Annotated in this window: 18 protein-coding genes; 7 read left to right on the top strand and 11 right to left on the bottom strand. The window is 38.3% G+C overall.

The genetic code is table 11. The features are described from left to right. The first annotated feature begins 65 nt into the window (after positions 1-65). Complete coding sequence (locus ABFU83_RS04550; protein WP_347069267.1) at positions 66-1,535, top strand: PAS domain S-box protein; 1,470 nt, start codon at positions 66-68, stop codon at positions 1,533-1,535. Positions 1,536-1,644: 109 nt separating this feature from the next. Here ABFU83_RS04550 and eptA read toward each other — a convergent pair whose 3' ends face one another. Together eptA and ABFU83_RS04560 are read right to left on the bottom strand one after the other, a co-directional pair. Continuing rightward, positions 1,645-3,168 carry a phosphoethanolamine--lipid A transferase EptA gene (gene eptA, locus ABFU83_RS04555; protein ID WP_347069268.1) on the bottom strand — a complete coding sequence of 508 codons (1,524 nt, stop codon included), beginning with the start codon at positions 3,166-3,168 and terminating at the stop codon, positions 1,645-1,647. Further along, positions 3,155-3,982: a phosphatase PAP2 family protein gene (locus ABFU83_RS04560; RefSeq protein ID WP_347069269.1), complete on the bottom strand. Its 828-nt coding sequence runs from the start codon at positions 3,980-3,982 to the stop codon at positions 3,155-3,157. Before ABFU83_RS04560 ends, eptA begins: the two co-directional genes overlap by 14 nt. Positions 3,983-4,782: 800 nt before the next feature. Here ABFU83_RS04560 and ABFU83_RS04565 point away from each other — a divergent pair. Beyond that, positions 4,783-5,358 (top strand): inclusion body family protein, encoded by a 576-nt coding sequence (locus ABFU83_RS04565; RefSeq protein ID WP_347069270.1) that lies wholly within the window; start codon positions 4,783-4,785, stop codon positions 5,356-5,358. A 110-nt stretch (positions 5,359-5,468) separates the two neighbouring features. Here the strand turns inward: ABFU83_RS04565 and ABFU83_RS04570 are convergent, their stop codons facing one another. The 4 genes from ABFU83_RS04570 to ABFU83_RS04585 all read right to left on the bottom strand — a co-directional run bounded on the left by ABFU83_RS04570 (position 5,469) and on the right by ABFU83_RS04585 (position 7,951). Then, on the bottom strand, positions 5,469-6,035 hold the full coding sequence (locus ABFU83_RS04570; RefSeq protein WP_347069271.1) for a hypothetical protein: 567 nt from the start codon (positions 6,033-6,035) through the stop codon (positions 5,469-5,471). Positions 6,036-6,048: 13 nt separating this feature from the next. Further along, positions 6,049-6,264, bottom strand: coding sequence for a hypothetical protein (locus tag ABFU83_RS04575; RefSeq protein ID WP_347069272.1), 216 nt, complete (start codon positions 6,262-6,264; stop codon positions 6,049-6,051). A gap of 219 nt (positions 6,265-6,483) precedes the next feature. Beyond that, positions 6,484-7,593: a hypothetical protein gene (locus ABFU83_RS04580; protein WP_347069273.1), complete on the bottom strand. Its 1,110-nt coding sequence runs from the start codon at positions 7,591-7,593 to the stop codon at positions 6,484-6,486. 4 nt (positions 7,594-7,597) lie between these two features. Continuing rightward, positions 7,598-7,951: a hypothetical protein gene (locus ABFU83_RS04585; RefSeq protein ID WP_347069274.1), complete on the bottom strand. Its 354-nt coding sequence runs from the start codon at positions 7,949-7,951 to the stop codon at positions 7,598-7,600. Between the two features lie 190 nt (positions 7,952-8,141). Between ABFU83_RS04585 and ABFU83_RS04590 the strand changes: the two genes are divergently transcribed. From ABFU83_RS04590 to ABFU83_RS04610, 5 genes are all read left to right on the top strand, one after another. Then, the gene (locus tag ABFU83_RS04590) at positions 8,142-9,143 is read left to right on the top strand and encodes a metal-dependent hydrolase (protein WP_347069275.1); all 1,002 of its coding nucleotides are present in this window, start codon (positions 8,142-8,144) and stop codon (positions 9,141-9,143) included. A 145-nt stretch (positions 9,144-9,288) separates the two neighbouring features. Next, positions 9,289-9,675 carry a hypothetical protein gene (locus tag ABFU83_RS04595; protein WP_347069276.1) on the top strand — a complete coding sequence of 129 codons (387 nt, stop codon included), beginning with the start codon at positions 9,289-9,291 and terminating at the stop codon, positions 9,673-9,675. A gap of 92 nt (positions 9,676-9,767) precedes the next feature. Continuing rightward, positions 9,768-10,526, top strand: a complete 759-nt coding sequence (gene yaaA / locus ABFU83_RS04600; RefSeq protein WP_347069277.1) for a peroxide stress protein YaaA — start codon at positions 9,768-9,770, stop codon at positions 10,524-10,526. Positions 10,527-10,605: 79 nt separating this feature from the next. Then, positions 10,606-11,037: an META domain-containing protein gene (locus ABFU83_RS04605; RefSeq protein WP_347069278.1), complete on the top strand. Its 432-nt coding sequence runs from the start codon at positions 10,606-10,608 to the stop codon at positions 11,035-11,037. A 20-nt stretch (positions 11,038-11,057) separates the two neighbouring features. After that, on the top strand, positions 11,058-11,516 hold the full coding sequence (locus ABFU83_RS04610; protein WP_347069279.1) for a hypothetical protein: 459 nt from the start codon (positions 11,058-11,060) through the stop codon (positions 11,514-11,516). Positions 11,517-11,551: 35 nt separating this feature from the next. On the opposite strand, the gene ABFU83_RS04615 is transcribed toward ABFU83_RS04610, so the two are convergent. The 5 genes from ABFU83_RS04615 to ABFU83_RS04635 all read right to left on the bottom strand — a co-directional run bounded on the left by ABFU83_RS04615 (position 11,552) and on the right by ABFU83_RS04635 (position 16,704). Continuing rightward, complete coding sequence (locus tag ABFU83_RS04615) at positions 11,552-11,902, bottom strand: hypothetical protein (protein WP_347069280.1); 351 nt, start codon at positions 11,900-11,902, stop codon at positions 11,552-11,554. Positions 11,903-12,083: 181 nt separating this feature from the next. Then, positions 12,084-13,667, bottom strand: coding sequence for an MDR family MFS transporter (locus ABFU83_RS04620; RefSeq protein WP_347069281.1), 1,584 nt, complete (start codon positions 13,665-13,667; stop codon positions 12,084-12,086). A gap of 1 nt (position 13,668) precedes the next feature. Further along, positions 13,669-14,748, bottom strand: a complete 1,080-nt coding sequence (locus ABFU83_RS04625; protein ID WP_347069282.1) for an HlyD family secretion protein — start codon at positions 14,746-14,748, stop codon at positions 13,669-13,671. Between the two features lie 20 nt (positions 14,749-14,768). After that, positions 14,769-16,091: a TolC family protein gene (locus ABFU83_RS04630; RefSeq protein ID WP_347069283.1), complete on the bottom strand. Its 1,323-nt coding sequence runs from the start codon at positions 16,089-16,091 to the stop codon at positions 14,769-14,771. Continuing rightward, positions 16,081-16,704: a TetR/AcrR family transcriptional regulator gene (locus ABFU83_RS04635; RefSeq protein ID WP_136401805.1), complete on the bottom strand. Its 624-nt coding sequence runs from the start codon at positions 16,702-16,704 to the stop codon at positions 16,081-16,083. The genes ABFU83_RS04630 and ABFU83_RS04635 overlap by 11 nt, the downstream gene beginning before the upstream one ends. Positions 16,705-16,860 lie beyond the last annotated feature (156 nt).

A 16,860-nucleotide genomic window follows, 5' to 3' on the forward strand; every position in this document is an offset into this window, starting at 1 on the left:
ATTTATTAGAGGTACATTCTGAGGAATCGGATTGGATTAGTGTGACGAAAACTAAAAGTGTACGAATGAGGAATGGAAAAGATACAATAATGTATAGCGCAATGCCAATCGCACCCGATGGATTAACGGAATTGTCGGAAGTGCTGGGTCTGGCAGCGGAACTGATGGTGTGTGATATAGCACAGCTTAACTTTATTGATGATCTTTTGAAAGGATTGGATTTGAAATGGGGAAAAACAATACCATTAGACAAATTGAATACCTTCTTTAGCAATCTTATACTAAAGAGCAATGAAATGATCATTATACCGAATACCTTAAAGCACTTTAATTCTATTGATATTCTTCCGGCGCTTTCGAGCGTTAAACTGAGGTTTTTTGTAGGGATACCGGTTTTTTTGGGTGACGGAAGGCCAATTGGCAGCCTTTGTTTATTCGCCAAAAAAACAAAGACCGTTACCGAATCGGAAAAGAAAATACTACATATGTTTTCCCGACAGATTGGACTTATCATCGAAAATGAAATAAGCCGAAGGAAACTCGTAGATGAAATAGAAGAAAAAGAGGCGCGTACCGATTCGCTGTTAAAAATCGCCCAACTCCAATCCCATCAAATAAGACGACCATTAACGACCTTAATGGGACTTGTTAATCTGATTAAGGATGAAATCCATCCGGTTGATCAAGAATGGATGACTATGTTCGAGACTGCAACAAAGGATTTCGACAAAACGATTCATATGATTGTAGATGGTTCTATGGCTAGTAAAGACCTTAAAGCGATTCGTTTTAATAAGATGGTGGAAGAGATCGATGATTATGCAATTCTTATTCTCGATGGTGACGGATATATAGAAAATTGGAATAGAGGGGCAGAACGGATAAAAGGTTATCGATATGACGAAATTGTAGGGCAGCACTTTAGTGTATTCTACACGGATGAAGACCGACAAAACAAACGTCCACAAAAGTTGATCATGGAAGCTGAAAAACATGGCGTAGCAAGGGATTTAGGATGGCGACTTCGAAAAGATGGAACCTTGTTTTGGGGAAGTATTGTCATTACTTCCATACATGATAATAATGGAGCGGTAATTGGATTTACGAAAGTGACCCGGGATCTTACTGAAATCACAGAAGTGCGGGATTCATTAATCGCTTCAGAAGAATTGTATAAGATGATGGTGGAAAAAACCGGAGCATTGGCACGCATCGGTGGCTGGGAGCTCGATGTAGTCCATAAGTTTCTGTCGTGGACATCGGTTACAAAAGAGATTCACGGTGTGGATAGGGATTATGTTCCCGAATTAACGAGTGCCATTAATTTCTATAAAGAAGGCACGAGTAGGGATAAGATCAAAGAGGCGGTAAAATTGGCGATCGAAACGGGCAGACCATGGGATATGGAACTACAAATTGTAACCGCTCAGGGAAAGGAGATCCGGGTAAGAGCAACAGGGAAGTCCAATTATAAAGATGGAATCTGTACCAAAGTCTACGGTACTTTTCAGGACATAAATGCTTTGCGGATATAATGTGAAAAATAACATATTATAAAGCTAACGATTTCCATATCAGTTTTTCTAACTTGAAAAAAAATCGTTGTACCACAATTTTTTTGAAAAGTGAGACAACGATTTCCAATTAATCTTTATAAATATTCAGACTTTCGTCATAAACAGGACTTTGTATGCCTAAAAAATGTAAAACACTGTGAAAAACATGGTTTTGGGATACCGTTTTGTTAGGTTTAAGCTGTTTGGAACCCTCCGATACCCAAACGATAAATGGGATGTCATACTGTTCCTTTGGCGCGAGGCTTAACGGTAATCCGTGCATATATAAATTCTTCTCGCCCAACGACTCGCCATGATCCGAAACAAATAGCATCGTACTGTTATACTCTTTTAACTCTTTTAAATTTTCAATCACTTTATAAAGAATATAATCGGTATAAACAATCGTATTATCATAAGCATTGATCAATTCCTCTTTGGAGCAATTTCCTAATTCTACGCTGTTGCAAACCGGTTTAAAAGTTTCAAATCGAGCCGGGTATTTTTGACTATAGGTCGGCCCGTGACTCGTACTGGTGTGTAACACAATAAATATTTTATTACTCGTACTGGATTGGATTCGCTCTTTTAGTCCGGTTAGGAGCATTTCATCGTAATTGCATGGATCACCCTGGCAATTTGGGGCAATTTGCTCCCGCTTTTGATATTCTTTAATATGAACAGGCGGTTCGCCCCAGTTGGAAGTTCTCCAAACAACATCAACATGATTTCGGAATAAATAATTGGGTAAAATCTCATACAAATCGTCTGAATTGGTATGTTCCAGAATGCACTTTACGCCAGCTGTGGTATAGGTAGCACAGGAAGTGGCATTGAAATGAAAGACATTCGGTGTTTGCGACAGCAGCGGATTGGTGTTTTTACCATAACCATATAAAGAGAAATTCTGACTTCTTGCCGATTCGCCTATAACTAATACAACAACCGATTTTTGAGTGTCTTTTATCGTGGCATCGGGTAATAGCATTTCTTTTTCGTTTTGTTTGTGTTTATGAATATAAAAAAGAGCGGTATTTACGCTATACGACCAGGGCATCGCAAGGCCGCCCAATGTTTTTGAATTTTTATCAATCCACAACCAATTGCTCGCGTTTGCAAATGCTAACGCCAGAATAAATACCAAACTAAGGGCCACCGTGACTAAAAATTTCTTTAAAGGAACACTTGTTAGCTTTACTTTTAGGATATAAATACTCGGTAGAATTCCCAGAAAAAGCAAATAGATTATCAGTTTGATCGAAAAATAACTACTGGACTCTTCGTAATTGGTATTCAGTACATTACCAATCATGCTTTCGTCTATTATAACATTGTAGGTATTAATAAAATACACCGCAATGGCATTGCAAATAAAGGTCAGGACCAATAAAAATTTCCCGACATAACGGGAAAGGGAAAAGAGCAGGTAATACACAAAAGCATTGGCGACCAACATTATAATGATCAAACTGATAATTAACAATATGCCATTCAGACTTTTATACTCGACATTATGGCATACAAAGGCAAAAAAGGGATAATGAAAAAATATAAAAGTTAAAAAACTCAGTAGTAAAACAAAACGAGTCAGGGACACATTATTTCTGAACATAAACTGTAATGATTTTGTATGTGGAAAAAAGTAAGCAGCTTAAAGATAAATAATAGATAAACAGATTCTCGTGAATCATTCGGTTAATGAGCACAACCGTACAAATCAGAAACAATACAATAAATATAGGATAATATTTTTTGTCATTAATCCAGCTCCAGATTTTATATTTCCGACTTATAAAAATGCCGAGCAGTCCCGAAATATAACCAATAATACTTCCCACAATGACATCTATCGGATAATGGGCGCCAACACCAACACGGGTGAAAACAAGGATTAGCCCTATAAGGATGGCCAGCAAAAACCATATAATTTTATGACTTATTTTTTTAGGCATAAAGGCAAACATCAACACAGTATGTGCCGTAAAGATAGTGATAGCATGCCCCGAAGGAAGACTGTTGTTACCGGATAGTATTTCTCCGGTGATAATAAATTTAGAATGATCAAATGTTGCAGCAGGTCTCGGTACGGCAAATAAACTTTTTAAAAGACGGGTTAGCAGGCAAGAAATAAGCGATGCGGATAAAAAAGCTTCCCATATTTTTGGAGCATACACAATAAAAAGGCTTAAAAGGGACAATGAAATCAGACAATCTCCAAATTGAGTCAGATTGAATTGAAGATTTGGGTAGCTACCCAAATGATGATTAATAAAAAAGAAGCTATCCTGTTGAATTTTTGTATAGCTATTGATTGATAAAGCATGCTGTTGATATAGAAATAAAACAATTGTAATTAAAAGAAATAGCGGTAAAAGAAACAGAAATACCCGAAGCTTTGAATAATTAGTACTAATTTTTGTGTTCATTCTATATTTTTATTTAAACGGTTTGTTGTTCAGTTAGATACAGATGTATTTCTACTTTGGGATACGCCATATATCAAAATTTATAGGAATCTGAGGTTAGAATGTAAAAAACAGCGCTGGGGATTTTCATGACGTAAAAGTAGAAATACAAAGCGGAATAAATCCGGAAGGCATATTTGTTTCCTATTTCTTAATGTAAAAAGGTATTGTCTTTAAAAACAATTGGATAGAAAGTCCTGATATGCCATTAATCCCGGTAAAATCAAATGCTCTTGTGTTAATGATTTGTTTACTTTCAAATTTGGAATACCAATAAATTAACATTGCGTAGTCCCAAATTTTATTGTATTTAAAAGATTCCGGATCGCAATAAAAGTATTGATCAATTTTGAATGTTTTTTTTTAAAGCGAATTTGGCCACTGTCGGAACTTCTTTGTCCGATATTTTCTGTGCATTGGCCAAAGAAATACTGGTCGCCGTAACCTATAGAAAAAACAACATCTTTTTCATTTCTTTAAATTTTTAAAAGTTGAAGAACAAACGTCCAACACAATTTAGAAGAAATTCTGAACGACCAATTCCTTTTTTAAACCACAGCAATAAAAAGCAGGTTTTAGTACGTAAGAAATTATCCAATTGTATTTGTAAAAGCATGTTATTTAGTTGTAAAATATTTAAAATCAGGTATTTATACGCTGTTTAGCGGCTGTCTGTTATTGTAATTTTGATTAGAAATACAATACCAGCGGAAGTCGAAAAACTGGAAAAATGAGTAGACAAAACTTTAAATTTTATCAAAATGGATGCAGAATTAAAAAACGCACAGGAGTTAGAAGCAGCATTAAGTAATGTTGCCTTGATTACCAACATTCAGGTAATTATTGACACGGATAAGATTATAAATGATTATCCGAAAGGTGGTAGTACTGACTCGACAAAACCAACAGGTATTGGGCACCAATATCAGTATATGGTGGCTTCTAATTTAACTGGAAGTGCAGGAAGTGGAACAGCAGATTTAGTGATCAATGCGGTTTCCGGAGACGTTGTCCGATTCAACGCGGTATCGGAATATGATAACTTTAACAATGCGGTTATCATCTATAACATTCAGAAATTTGGCGGTACGGATGTATTTGGCCCTTTCACCTCGAAAGTATTTACGGCAGCCGGAGTGCAACCTTCTGCTGGCGCGTCGCCACTTCCGATTCAGCAGGTTAGCGGAATGAGTTATTGGTTTTATCAGGCAGATGTGATCAAACCCGGAACCGAAAACTATAATGTTAGTTTTGCCCTCTATACGATGGATCGAGCATCGGGCAATATGAAATTATTCGGTTACTTCGTTTGGGATCCAACAATTATTGTGAAATAATTAATGAATACAAAATTCAGCCCCAAACTGAAGAAATTAAAATGGCTATCCGAAACCACGTTTTAGATAGCCATTTCTATTTTATGCGGCAGATGCGTATTTGTTTTACTTTAATGACTTGCCGCTGTTAATTTTTGTTTGACATCTTCCGGCATTCTCCAACTGTAATCGGTTGCAATTTTACGGTAGGCTTCTTTCCAGAATTCGGAATTGGCATCCAACAGTTGGCTCTTATTTTTGTTAAGGTACACCGCAATTTCATATACCTGATGGAATCCGTTATGCGAGTTTTCACTTTTTCGGAAGGCACTAATGGCATTATCGACATCTTTTTCAAGTAAATAGTGAAATCCATCGGCCTCGAATTTTTGCGCCTGATCGGTATTGGTATCTTTTTTATCGACTTTGATAAAGTGGCTTTCAGTTGGGTCTTTTATTTTTTGGTTTAAAAGAATTCCTTTTTTTACGGTTGCGCTATCGGAAGATTGGGCAATAATTTTGTCCTGAATCGTAATGATTGTGTCTTTTACTTTTAAATCACTTGTTTGCCGACTTTTAATAGTTTCTAATTCCTCAATTTCATTTAGCAATTTCGTTTTCTTTTCGTAAAGTCTATAGGTTTCAAATGTAAGAAACAAATAACCGATAAGTGTCAGGGCTATGCCAATTGCGGGCAAAAACCGTGTTTTTTTAGCTAGGTTGTCCATCGTTTTCAGGCGTTATATTAGAAATATATTTTAAAGCATCATCCCACATTTTCAGCACCCGGAAGATGCATAGTGTTAAAGTACCGGTTGGCACCAGAAGGGCAACAAAACTGGCATAGTTTTTTTCGACCAATGCGACATAAATTCCAATTCCAACTAACGAAATTGCCGATAAAGTTGTTAGTATTACGTAGATCATCCGTTCCATTTTGAAGGTGTCTACTAGTCTCTGAACTATTTCTAGTTTCTGAGTTATTTCTGGTTTCTGAGTTATTATTGGTTCGTCCATTTGTAATATGATTTTAAAAGCGGTACCGAGGGATTAAAAGAACTGATTATTGTGTCTCTAAAAATATAACCTCGTTATTAGCTTATCGTTATTGATATGATATAATTTACATGACAGTGAAGCAAGGTTTTATTTTGCAATGGAAGCGGATGTATTGCCTAGATTTAGTCCCCAATTGATCCCGAATATAGCCAAAAGGTTGTCGGTTACCTGAAAGTCTTTTCCAAAACCTCCAGTGAGACTGATGTTTTTATCCAATGCAAAACTGATATTACCAACGGATCGTTCACTGCTAATGCTACCATTGCGTTTTACATATTCGTATCCGAACGTAAATTTTCCAAACTCAAAATTGACTTTACCGCCAAAATCCCGATAATAGCTGGTTGTATAGGTATCGGCAACTTCCATATTAAAACCGTCTTCAATATAGCGGGCGATTGCCAAAACACTCATATAATTATTGGTAGTGCTTGTCTCATCGTCTTCGTTTAAAATCAGATTGAATTCTCCGGTTAACCAGGAACCAAAACGACTCACCGTTCCGCCATCGGTGGAGTTTTCTTTAAAAAGATTGCTATAGGCTAAAGCGCCGTCGAGTTTAAAAATTGGCTTGATCGTTTTTTGAAAGGGTTTAAAGCGCTCTTCAATTTTTTGTTGCTCCAAATAGAATTTTTTAAAAGCTTCGTCTTTTTTTGGTCCTGCCTCCATAGATAAAATCTGGATAGGAGGTGAGGGGATTTTTAACAATTCGTCGGCAATTTTCTCGGCATTGTTGTAAATCTGTTCTTTGTCAAAAAAGCGCAATAGCGTCGTTCGTATCCCAATAGAAAAAGTTTTATGATCATTATCTCCGACAATATTTTTAAAATCTTTTTTTAAATAGGCAAAAGAGAGTGTTGTCGTATTGAGTCCGCTAAATGGATTTTGTTTTAAAACATCGTTTTCTTTAGTAACACCGATGTATTTGTAATAGGTTCGGCTTTTACTTTTGGTGTTGATAAAAAAATAAGGAGCGACTTCAATGGCCAGACTTTCACCAAAATTGTTTTGGACATGTAAAGCCAAAGCTTTTACATTTTCCGGTGTATACACATCGGTAACGGTTTCTTCCATTAACTGGAATGCCGGACTTGTGATATTGGACATCTGAAACTGACTAAGTTCTACATCGGTTTGGGCATTAGCATACCAGTAAGTACCGATAAGAAATAGGAGGATTATGTAATTTTTTTTCATCTGCTTATGATTTTACAATTTTGATATAGGCATAAGCAATAAAAAAACTAGCCGTAATTTTCTGTTTTTCGACGGTCATTTCAAAACGCTCATCGTTGTAAAGTAAAGTGTAGGCTACCTGTGTAGTATTAAAAATAGGAGTGATATTACTACCAGCGGGAACAAAAAAAGACGAAACAATGGACATTTCTTTGTTGTCTAATGTACTAATGTCACCAAGATCAATACTGAATTTATACAACTTACTTTGTCTTACAATAACGTCATTTAAACTAATGTTGGTTGCCACAATGGCATCGGAACTGATGACGGCCTGTAGTTTTACCTGAGCGCCTTCGGGAATACGGATTGTTTTCATAATTATTTGATTTGTAGTTGTTTGATAAAGTTAAAGCATTTGCGATAATCAGGAATTAGTATTTTTACGTAATCTTTGATGTTTTTTTACAGTATATTGACCGAATTATTCCGGTAGGAGATTAAAAGGCTACTATCAGGATATCCGAAAAGGGTTTGTTCCTCATTGGCATTCACCGTATCTTTACCGCATGGATTCAGTAACACAGATAGTACTCGGAGCGGCAGTTGGCGAAAAAATTCTCGGTCGGAAAATAGGGAACCGGGCCATGCTATATGGTGCTATTGCAGGGACAATCCCGGATCTGGATGTTGTGATCGGACTATTTTTAGATCCGTTATCCGCTGTTGAAATCCATCGGGGATTTAGTCATTCCATTCTGTTTTTTAGTATTCTGTCGCCATTACTGGGCTGGTTTATTGCCCGAAGGGAAAAGGATAGCAAAGTTTCCGTGATGAATGGTGCCGGTCTGGTTTTCTGGGCTTTGTTTACACATGCTTTATTGGATGCCTTTACGACCTGGGGAACGCAATTATTGTGGCCTATGGCGTATAAATTTGCTTTTCGCTCCATTTTTGTAGTCGATCCATTATATACAATCCCGTTCCTGTTTTGTTTGATCATGGCTATGCGGAAAGCACGTACAGATTACAATCGTACGCAATGGAACAACCGCGGACTTAAAATCAGTTCGGCTTATCTGATGCTGACACTGGTGCTAAAAGGAGTTACGTATTATAAATTCCAACGGGCAATAACACTTTCCGGATTGGAGGTGGTAGCACTCGAAACCAAACCAACACCCCTAAATACGATACTCTGGACAGCGACAGCAGAAACGAAAACGGCCTATTGGATTGGTGACTATTCTTTTTTCGATACCAGACCCATCGTTTTTAACGCGTATCCTAAAAATCACGAATTCTTAGATGGTTTTATGCAGGATAAGACAATGCTACGGTTGGTCGATTTGTCGGAAGGCAAATATACCGTTACAAAAAAAGACGGAAAACTATATTTTAACGATTTACGTTTCGGATTACTGAATCGAAATAGTACCAATCCGGAGTTTGCGTTTTGCTACGAGCTGTTACCTTCCAAAAGCGGATTTAAAGTTCGTGAAGTTCCGAAAACCAGAGCAGAAGGACTATTGCTACTACAACAGCTCTGGAAAAGAATCTCAGGAAATTAAATGGTATAACGTCACTTTTTAATTCTGGATTTTAGGATTATTTTGCTATACAAACTGTTCAGGATGATCATTATATAATATTTTTAAGAAGACCTTTACATATGCCTTTTGCTGTCGTCAGTTAAAAAAAAGGCTAAGGAAAGGGATGAAGCAAAATCTGTTAAAAATACTAAACACGGTAATGGTCTTAGCCATAATGGTTAAAAATCTATACGACGCCTATTGGCTTTTGAATGATCCGGTACATTCAATGGATCGGATTGTTTCAGATGATTATTGTGTTATCCTGGGATGGCTGTCATTGGCATGTGCTGTACTGATTTTGTTACCGGAGACCTATGTTACCGGATATTTACTAACAATCTATAAAATGTTGAATGTAATTGCGTTTTATATAGTAGAAGAAAAAAGAGCTGCTGCTTTTTGGGAAATTCCACTATTGGTGGTTGCCATTTTACTAATCCGGTATGGTCATAGTTTCTCAAAACGGTATTTGTGGAGCGATATCATGTTGGAAGATGACAATGAATAAATAAATCCGATAGCGGGATCGAAACTATCCATTTTGCTGTAGGGGATTTTAAAAGTGGAATTCGTATTTTTGAGTTCCTTAAATAAAATGCCATGAAAATTGTAATATCGCCAGCCAAATCGTTGGATTTTGAAACTACACTACCTACGCGACTGTATACAGAATCGTCTTTTTTAAAAGAAGCTAATACGGTACATCGGGTATTGAAAAAAAAGAAACCCAAACAGCTTTCGGAATTGATGGCTATTTCCGAAAAACTCGCCGACCTGAACTGGCAACGTAATCAGGATTGGGCAACACCGTTTACACCGGAAAATGCACGCCCTGCAGTATATGCGTTTAATGGTGATGTATATGTTGGACTCGATGCCTATTCTTTACCGATGGAAAAATTGCCCGTATTGGAATCAAAATTGCGAATTCTCTCCGGTTTATACGGATTGCTGAAACCGTTGGATCTGATACAACCCTACCGACTGGAAATGGGAACCAAACTTCCGGTGGGAAAAAGTAAGGATTTATATGAATTCTGGAAACCAAAAATCACAAAAGCACTAAACAGCGAACTTAAAAAAGATGAGCTGTTTATTAATCTGGCCAGTAATGAATATTTTTCGGCCGTGGATAAAAAAGCCTTGAAAGTTCCCGTTATCACTCCGGAATTTAAAGATTATAAAGATGGAAAATTAAAAATGATCAGTTTCTTCGCCAAAAAGGCGAGAGGTATGATGGTGCGTTATATTATCGATACCGACGCACAAACAATCGACGATCTGAAAGGGTTTAATTATGAAGGTTATCAGTATGATGCGAATCTGAGTAAAGGAAATACACTGGTATTTACGCGCTAATTCAAATCGTTATAAATAAAGTGTTTACGGTTATTTTCAACAGAATTTTCGTAATTTTAAGGAATCAAACACTGTATTTATGAGAAAAATATCCTTTATTTCGGGGCTAATATTGCTTTTAGTAGTAGCCGGCTGTAAATGCACAAAAAATGCAGCAGCCTATGATAAACTAACAGCCAATGGCTGGGAACTGGAATATATCACCGGTGTGCGTATTGCTTTCGAAGGATTATATCCGGACACGAAACCGCAATTGTCGTTTACCAAAACCGGAGAAGCAAATGGAAATAGCAGTTGTAATCCGTTTTCAACCCGTTATACCACAAAAGAACCGAACAGTATTGCGATTGAAGCGCCAAAAGCCATGACCATGCGCTTTTGTGAAGGAGAAGGGGAGCGTCGTTTTCTGGATATGATGCAGAAAATCAATAAATATGATGTGACTCCCGACGGAAAACTCGTGTTGCTAATGGATGATATCGTAGCCATGCGTTTTAAAAAGAAACCGTAAAACGACTTTAAAAGAAAGAGATGAGGAAAATAGCATTTGTTTTTGCGCTTCTGGCTTTGACTGTGGCGTGTAAGAAAAATTCGGATAAAGAAAAAACGACAGATAGCGACATCGACATGGTGCCTACGGTGCAGGAAGAATGTTATGAATACCGTAAAGACGGGAATACCATCTATATGCACCTCAAAAAAGAAGCCAATGCCGTTACCGGTAATCTGGACTATGCTTATAGCGAAAAAGATTCCAATACCGGAACGTTTAGCGGTACGATTAAAAACGATATACTGATAGCGGTCTATACTTTCACTTCGGAAGGAATGGAAAGCAAACGGGAAATCGCTTTTCAGGTTAAGGATAAGACTTTAATAGAAGGTTATGGCGAAGTGGAAGAAAAAAACGGCACCGTAACATTTAAAAGCCCGGACAAACTCGTGTTTAATTCCGGTATGCCACTCGCTAAAGTGGACTGTAAGAAATAAAAAATCCCGACTACTACTAGTCGGGATTTTTTTATTTAATGCATATAGAAATATTCTTCGTAATCGCGTAGGGTTTCGCGGGTCATTTTTTTCTGATCGCGGGAGATTTCGCGTAATGCTTCAACTCCTTTTTTGGCACATCGTTTTATTCGGCCCAAGCGCAATGAAAAATCCATTAACTTGTTGAGGTCGTCCGGGCTTAATTTATCACTGAGTTCCGAAACGTAATCTTTGAACTCATATAAAACGCCTCGGTTTTCTTCGTATTCGGATTTTAAATCCTCCAACAGTTCGTTTATTTCTTTTTCGATATCATTGCAGCGGTCTTCACTTTTCCGGCTGAATTCTTCAATGATTTTCTTCTCGGAGTTGCTGAATAATCCCATGGTATGTTTTTTTAGGGTTAATAACTATTTTAAAATCAAATAGTTGCTGTATTGTAAAAGTACGTATTTTTTAATACAATTAAAAGAAGAAAACGTTTTTATAACGCAAGCATAATACCATAAAAAAACTCCGGAAATACTTCCGGAGTTTTTGTAACAAATTAAATAACCTTATTTGAAATTAATGAACATTCGACATGTCGACTTTGCCTCCGGCGCCTTTCTTGATCAATAGTACAAACGGTACACAAATCAGGAAGAGGATTCCCAGATACATAAAAATATCCATATAGGCCAATACCGTACTCTGCTTCATAACCGACATTTCAATGGCTTTATGCGCTTTGTCCAATGCTTCGCTACTGCTAAATCCTTTCGACATAAATCCCATTTGCAATTGCTGAATGCGTTGTTGTACCTCGAATTTGGATCCGTCTAAATTGGCGATCAGATCCACACGGTGTGATTGCGTAAAACGAGCAATAAAGGTCGTGATGATCGCAATACCGAACGAACCACCCAACTGACGCATCATCCCGGTAAAAGCGGCTCCTTCGCCAATATTTTTCCCTTTTAAAGTCGACAGTGCCAACGTGGTAATCGGTACGAATAATAATCCCAAACCAACCCCTCTAAGAATTAACGGCCAGAACATATGTTCGGTTCCGGTATCCGGCGTGATCACATTGTGCATCCAGAAGGTGAAAATAAAGAACAACAGGAATCCGGCGGCAACCATATACGATTGCGGTACGCCTTTCTGAATCAGTCGGCCAATGATTGGCATCATAAATCCGGTCATAATCGAACTCGGAATCAATAATAAACCGGCATCCGTAGCCGTCCATCCTAAAATGGACTGTGTATAGATCGGGATAATAAACGTGGAACCGTATAACCCGAATCCAAGAATAAAACACATAATGGTTCCTACCCGAAGGTTTCGATCCTGCAATACACGCAAGTTTACAATCGGATATTTATAGGTTAACTGTCGCCAGATAAACAGTAATAATCCGAAGAATGAAACAACACTAAGGGTTACAATGATCGGATCGGCAAACCAGTCGTCTTGTTGTCCGTGTTCCAAAACAAACTGTAGGGAACCGATAAAGGACGAAAGGAACACAATGCCCCACCAATCGACCTGATTGGCTTTTAATTTTTCACCATATTTCGGACTCTTCACAAACGAAAGGGTCAATACCGTAGCGATAATTCCCAATGGTATATTGATATAGAAAATATACGGCCAGGAAAAATTATCAACCAGATAACCTCCTAATGGCGGACCTAAAGTAGGTCCCACAATAACACCCATACCATAAATTGCCTGTGCCATTCCTCGTTTGGCTGCGGGATAGCTTTCCGTAATAATGGTCTGAGCGGTTACCAATAAGGCACCACCTCCCATACCCTGGATAAAACGAAAGGCTACCAACTCCCATATATTGGAGGCATTACCACAAAGAAAAGAGGAAACGGTAAAGATAATAATGGAGGCTGCAAAATAGTTTCTTCGACCGAATTGTTGCGATAACCAGCTGGTCATCGGGATAACGATTACGTTCGCAATCGCATAGGCCGTGATCACCCAGGCAACATCGGTAAGGGTAGCCCCTAAACTACCTCTCATGTCGTTTAGGGCTACGTTTACGATAGTAGTATCGACAATCTCCAGCAAGGCACAAAGTACCGCGGTGATTGTGATGATGACTCTTCGAAAGCCATATTCTACTAAATTATCTTCTCCGGTTGCTTCCATATTATTTTACGTGTACGTCAACTTCTACGTTCATTCCCGGACGTAATAATTTTACTTTTTCAGGATCGTTGCCTGGTGTTAATTTGATTTTTACCGGTAAACGTTGGATTGTTTTTACGAAGTTACCGGTTGCATTGTCCGGAGGAAGGATGGAAAAACGTGCTCCCGTTGCCGGTGAAAAGGAATTTACTTCTCCTTCGAATTTGATATCCGGATACGCATCAACAGCGATGATCACTTTCTGACCTTCACGCATTTTGTTTAACTGCGTTTCTTTAAAGTTCGCCACAACCCAGGTTTCCTGGTTGTTGATAATATAGAATAACGATTGTCCCGGTTGAACCATTTGTCCCGGTTGAATGTCGATATTGGATACCTGACCGTCTACAGCGGCAGTGATTACAGTATAGCTTAGATTCAATTCGGCTGCCTCTAACGAAGCCTGTGCTTTTTTGATGTTGGCCGCAGCTACCGATGTTTGTTTGTTGGCTACATTCGTTTTAGAAACCACAGCTTCGCGTTGGTGTGCACTGGCATTACGTTGTTGTTGTAATACTTCAACCTGTTTTTCAGCTTCTTGTTTCGCTGCTAAAGCCTGCTCATATTGTTGTTTGGTAATCGAGTGGTTTTTATACAGGTTTTCATAACGCTCGAAGTCATTTTGAGCACGTCCCAAGCGGATTTTTGCCGCATCGATATTTCCAACATTCGACTGGATTGTCGCATCGGAAATCGAAATGTTCGCAGCAGAAGCACTTACATCGGCTTTGCTCACTTCAAAAGCGCTTTCAGCACTGGCTAAAGCCGCTTTGGCTTCTTCTACACGTACCAGATAATCTTTGTTGTCGATTACAAAAAGCGTGTCGCCTTTTTTAACGAAATCATTGTCTTTTACATATACTTTCGCTACATATCCCGATACACGCGGTATAATTGGATTCATGTTTTTTTCGATCTGCGCATCGTCGGTCTCCTCGTGCGCCTGAGCGTGCATATATTTGAATATTCCGTATACCGAACCCAGAATAACTAGTGTTCCCAGAACAATGATGAATTTTTTATTTGATGGTTTTTTTTCCATGATCTTTACAGCAATTAATATTAGTTTTTGGTGAGTGTTACGGATGCGGTTAATTTACCACTGGCAGCCAGTGCGGTATAGTATTTTTCGATACTGTTGGCTTTGGAGTAGGCCAGGTTGATTTTAGACTGAAGTTGCGCTACGTCGGCTTCCAGTAAATCGTTGGTATCCGACAAGCCATTGTCGTATTTGTCTTTTACAATACGGTAGTTTTCGGTAGCCTGTTCAACCGCCTCCTGGTATACTTTATTTTGTTTTAAAGCCAGTTGGTAGTTTTCGTTAGCCTGTTGATTTTCCACTTTTACGCGGTCGGTCATCATTTCGACAACCTGTTCGGCTTCGTGTGCTTTACTTTTCGCGGCTTTTACTTCTTTTCCGTTTTTGAAAATAGAAGTCAGGTCATACGAAAGACCAACACCAAAGTTCATCGCGTTGGTAACAGTCATTACATTCTGAAGATCCAGAGCGATATAACCTCCCATCAATGAAATCGACGGATAGTAATTGGCCTGAGCGATTTTTACATTGGCATCGGCAGCTTTTTGTTGGGAACGGATGGCTTCCAGATCATTTCGCCCGCTTAAAGCGTCTTCTGCTGTAGTATTCAAAATGTTGCTTTTATCAAAAACAGCAGCATTCGGAACGATTTGTGTGCTTTCCGGTAATTTTAATAAAGTGGCCAGTTGGAAGTTAATCGTGCTTACATTTTTCTTCGCATCTTCCAAAGCAATTTTATAATTGGATACCTGTAATTGCGCTTTTAATAAATCGTTTCGGGCAATCAGACCATTGGCTTCCATTGCTTTAAAATCCTTTACGCGTTGTTCGGCACTCTTAATGTTTTCAGTTATTAATTGAGTGCTTTCCTGTGCTTTGTATAGGTTTACATAAAGTTTTACTACATCAAGAGCTACTTGTTCTTTGGTGTTTTTGGCCGTGTATTGTTCGGCCTGATACAGGTTTTCGGCTACCTTGATGTTGTTCTGGATTTTAAATCCGGCAAACAAGGGTACCGATGCGCTTGCTTGTCCAAGCATAAGCTGGTTTACCTTGGGTGCCGCACCGGATCCTTCTTCACCACCACCGCCAATTTTCAGGTTCACATCGGCGTTGGTCAGGCGCTGATATTGTCCACTGACTTTTAAGTCGGGGTATTGACGGTTTTTTACCGATTGCATTTCGAATGCTTTGGTGGCCACTTTGGTATCGGCCATTTTTGCCTCGGTACTTTGTGTCATAGCCAGTTGGATGGCTTCTTCCAATGCCATTTTCTTCTCCTGAGCTTCAGTAGAGAAAACACCAAATAGAAAGAAGGTGCCCAACCAGAGGGAACTATTCTTCATAGGTTAAAAGTGCTTTAATGGTTTTTTGTATGTGTTTTGTTAAATCGTTTTTGATATAATGATCATATTTTTCCTCGGTATCGAGTTCTAATAATTCCGTATAAAACGTACGGTTCATCTGGAAATGGAAAAAAGTACCCATCACAGTTGGTGGAATCAGGGTGATGTTAATATTGGGTTTAAAAACACCTTTTTCCTGTCCTTCCTCAATAATGTCTCGTAAGGCTTCCAGGTTATAGCGTTTCACTTCGTTAAAGGACTCACAGTTGATTTCTCTTTTTTTGGAACTGATTTCAAAATGAATGATCTGATACATCCCTTTGTTTTTGTTGATACGGGTGATGTACAGTTCGATAAGTTTGTCGATCTTTTCAAAAGGAGAAAGCGCTTCTTTGTGTAAGTTTTCAATCTGAAGGCGTAAACCGGCGATACGTGCAATAATAAGGGCTTCCAGTAGTTTTTCTTTTGAACCAAAATAGTAGGAGATCATCGCTACATTGATATTGGCCGCTTTGGCTATGTCTCTGACAGAAGTTCCATCAAAACCATGTTCGGAAAACAACCGTTCTGCAACCAGCAGAATCTCGTGTTGTTTATCATTAAATTCAGACATCACATAATTGGTTTGAAATGTGACTGCAAAATTAAACACTTGTTTAAATTAAACGTTTGTTTAGTTTTATTTTAACGTTATTTTAACTAAAATAAATTAGTCGAAAAGGAGCGATATTTTGAATGGGCGAGGTAAAGAAATGAGTGAAAAGAAGTT

This window comes from Flavobacterium sp. WV_118_3, from assembly GCF_039778605.1.
Taxonomy (GTDB): Bacteria; Bacteroidota; Bacteroidia; order Flavobacteriales; family Flavobacteriaceae; genus Flavobacterium.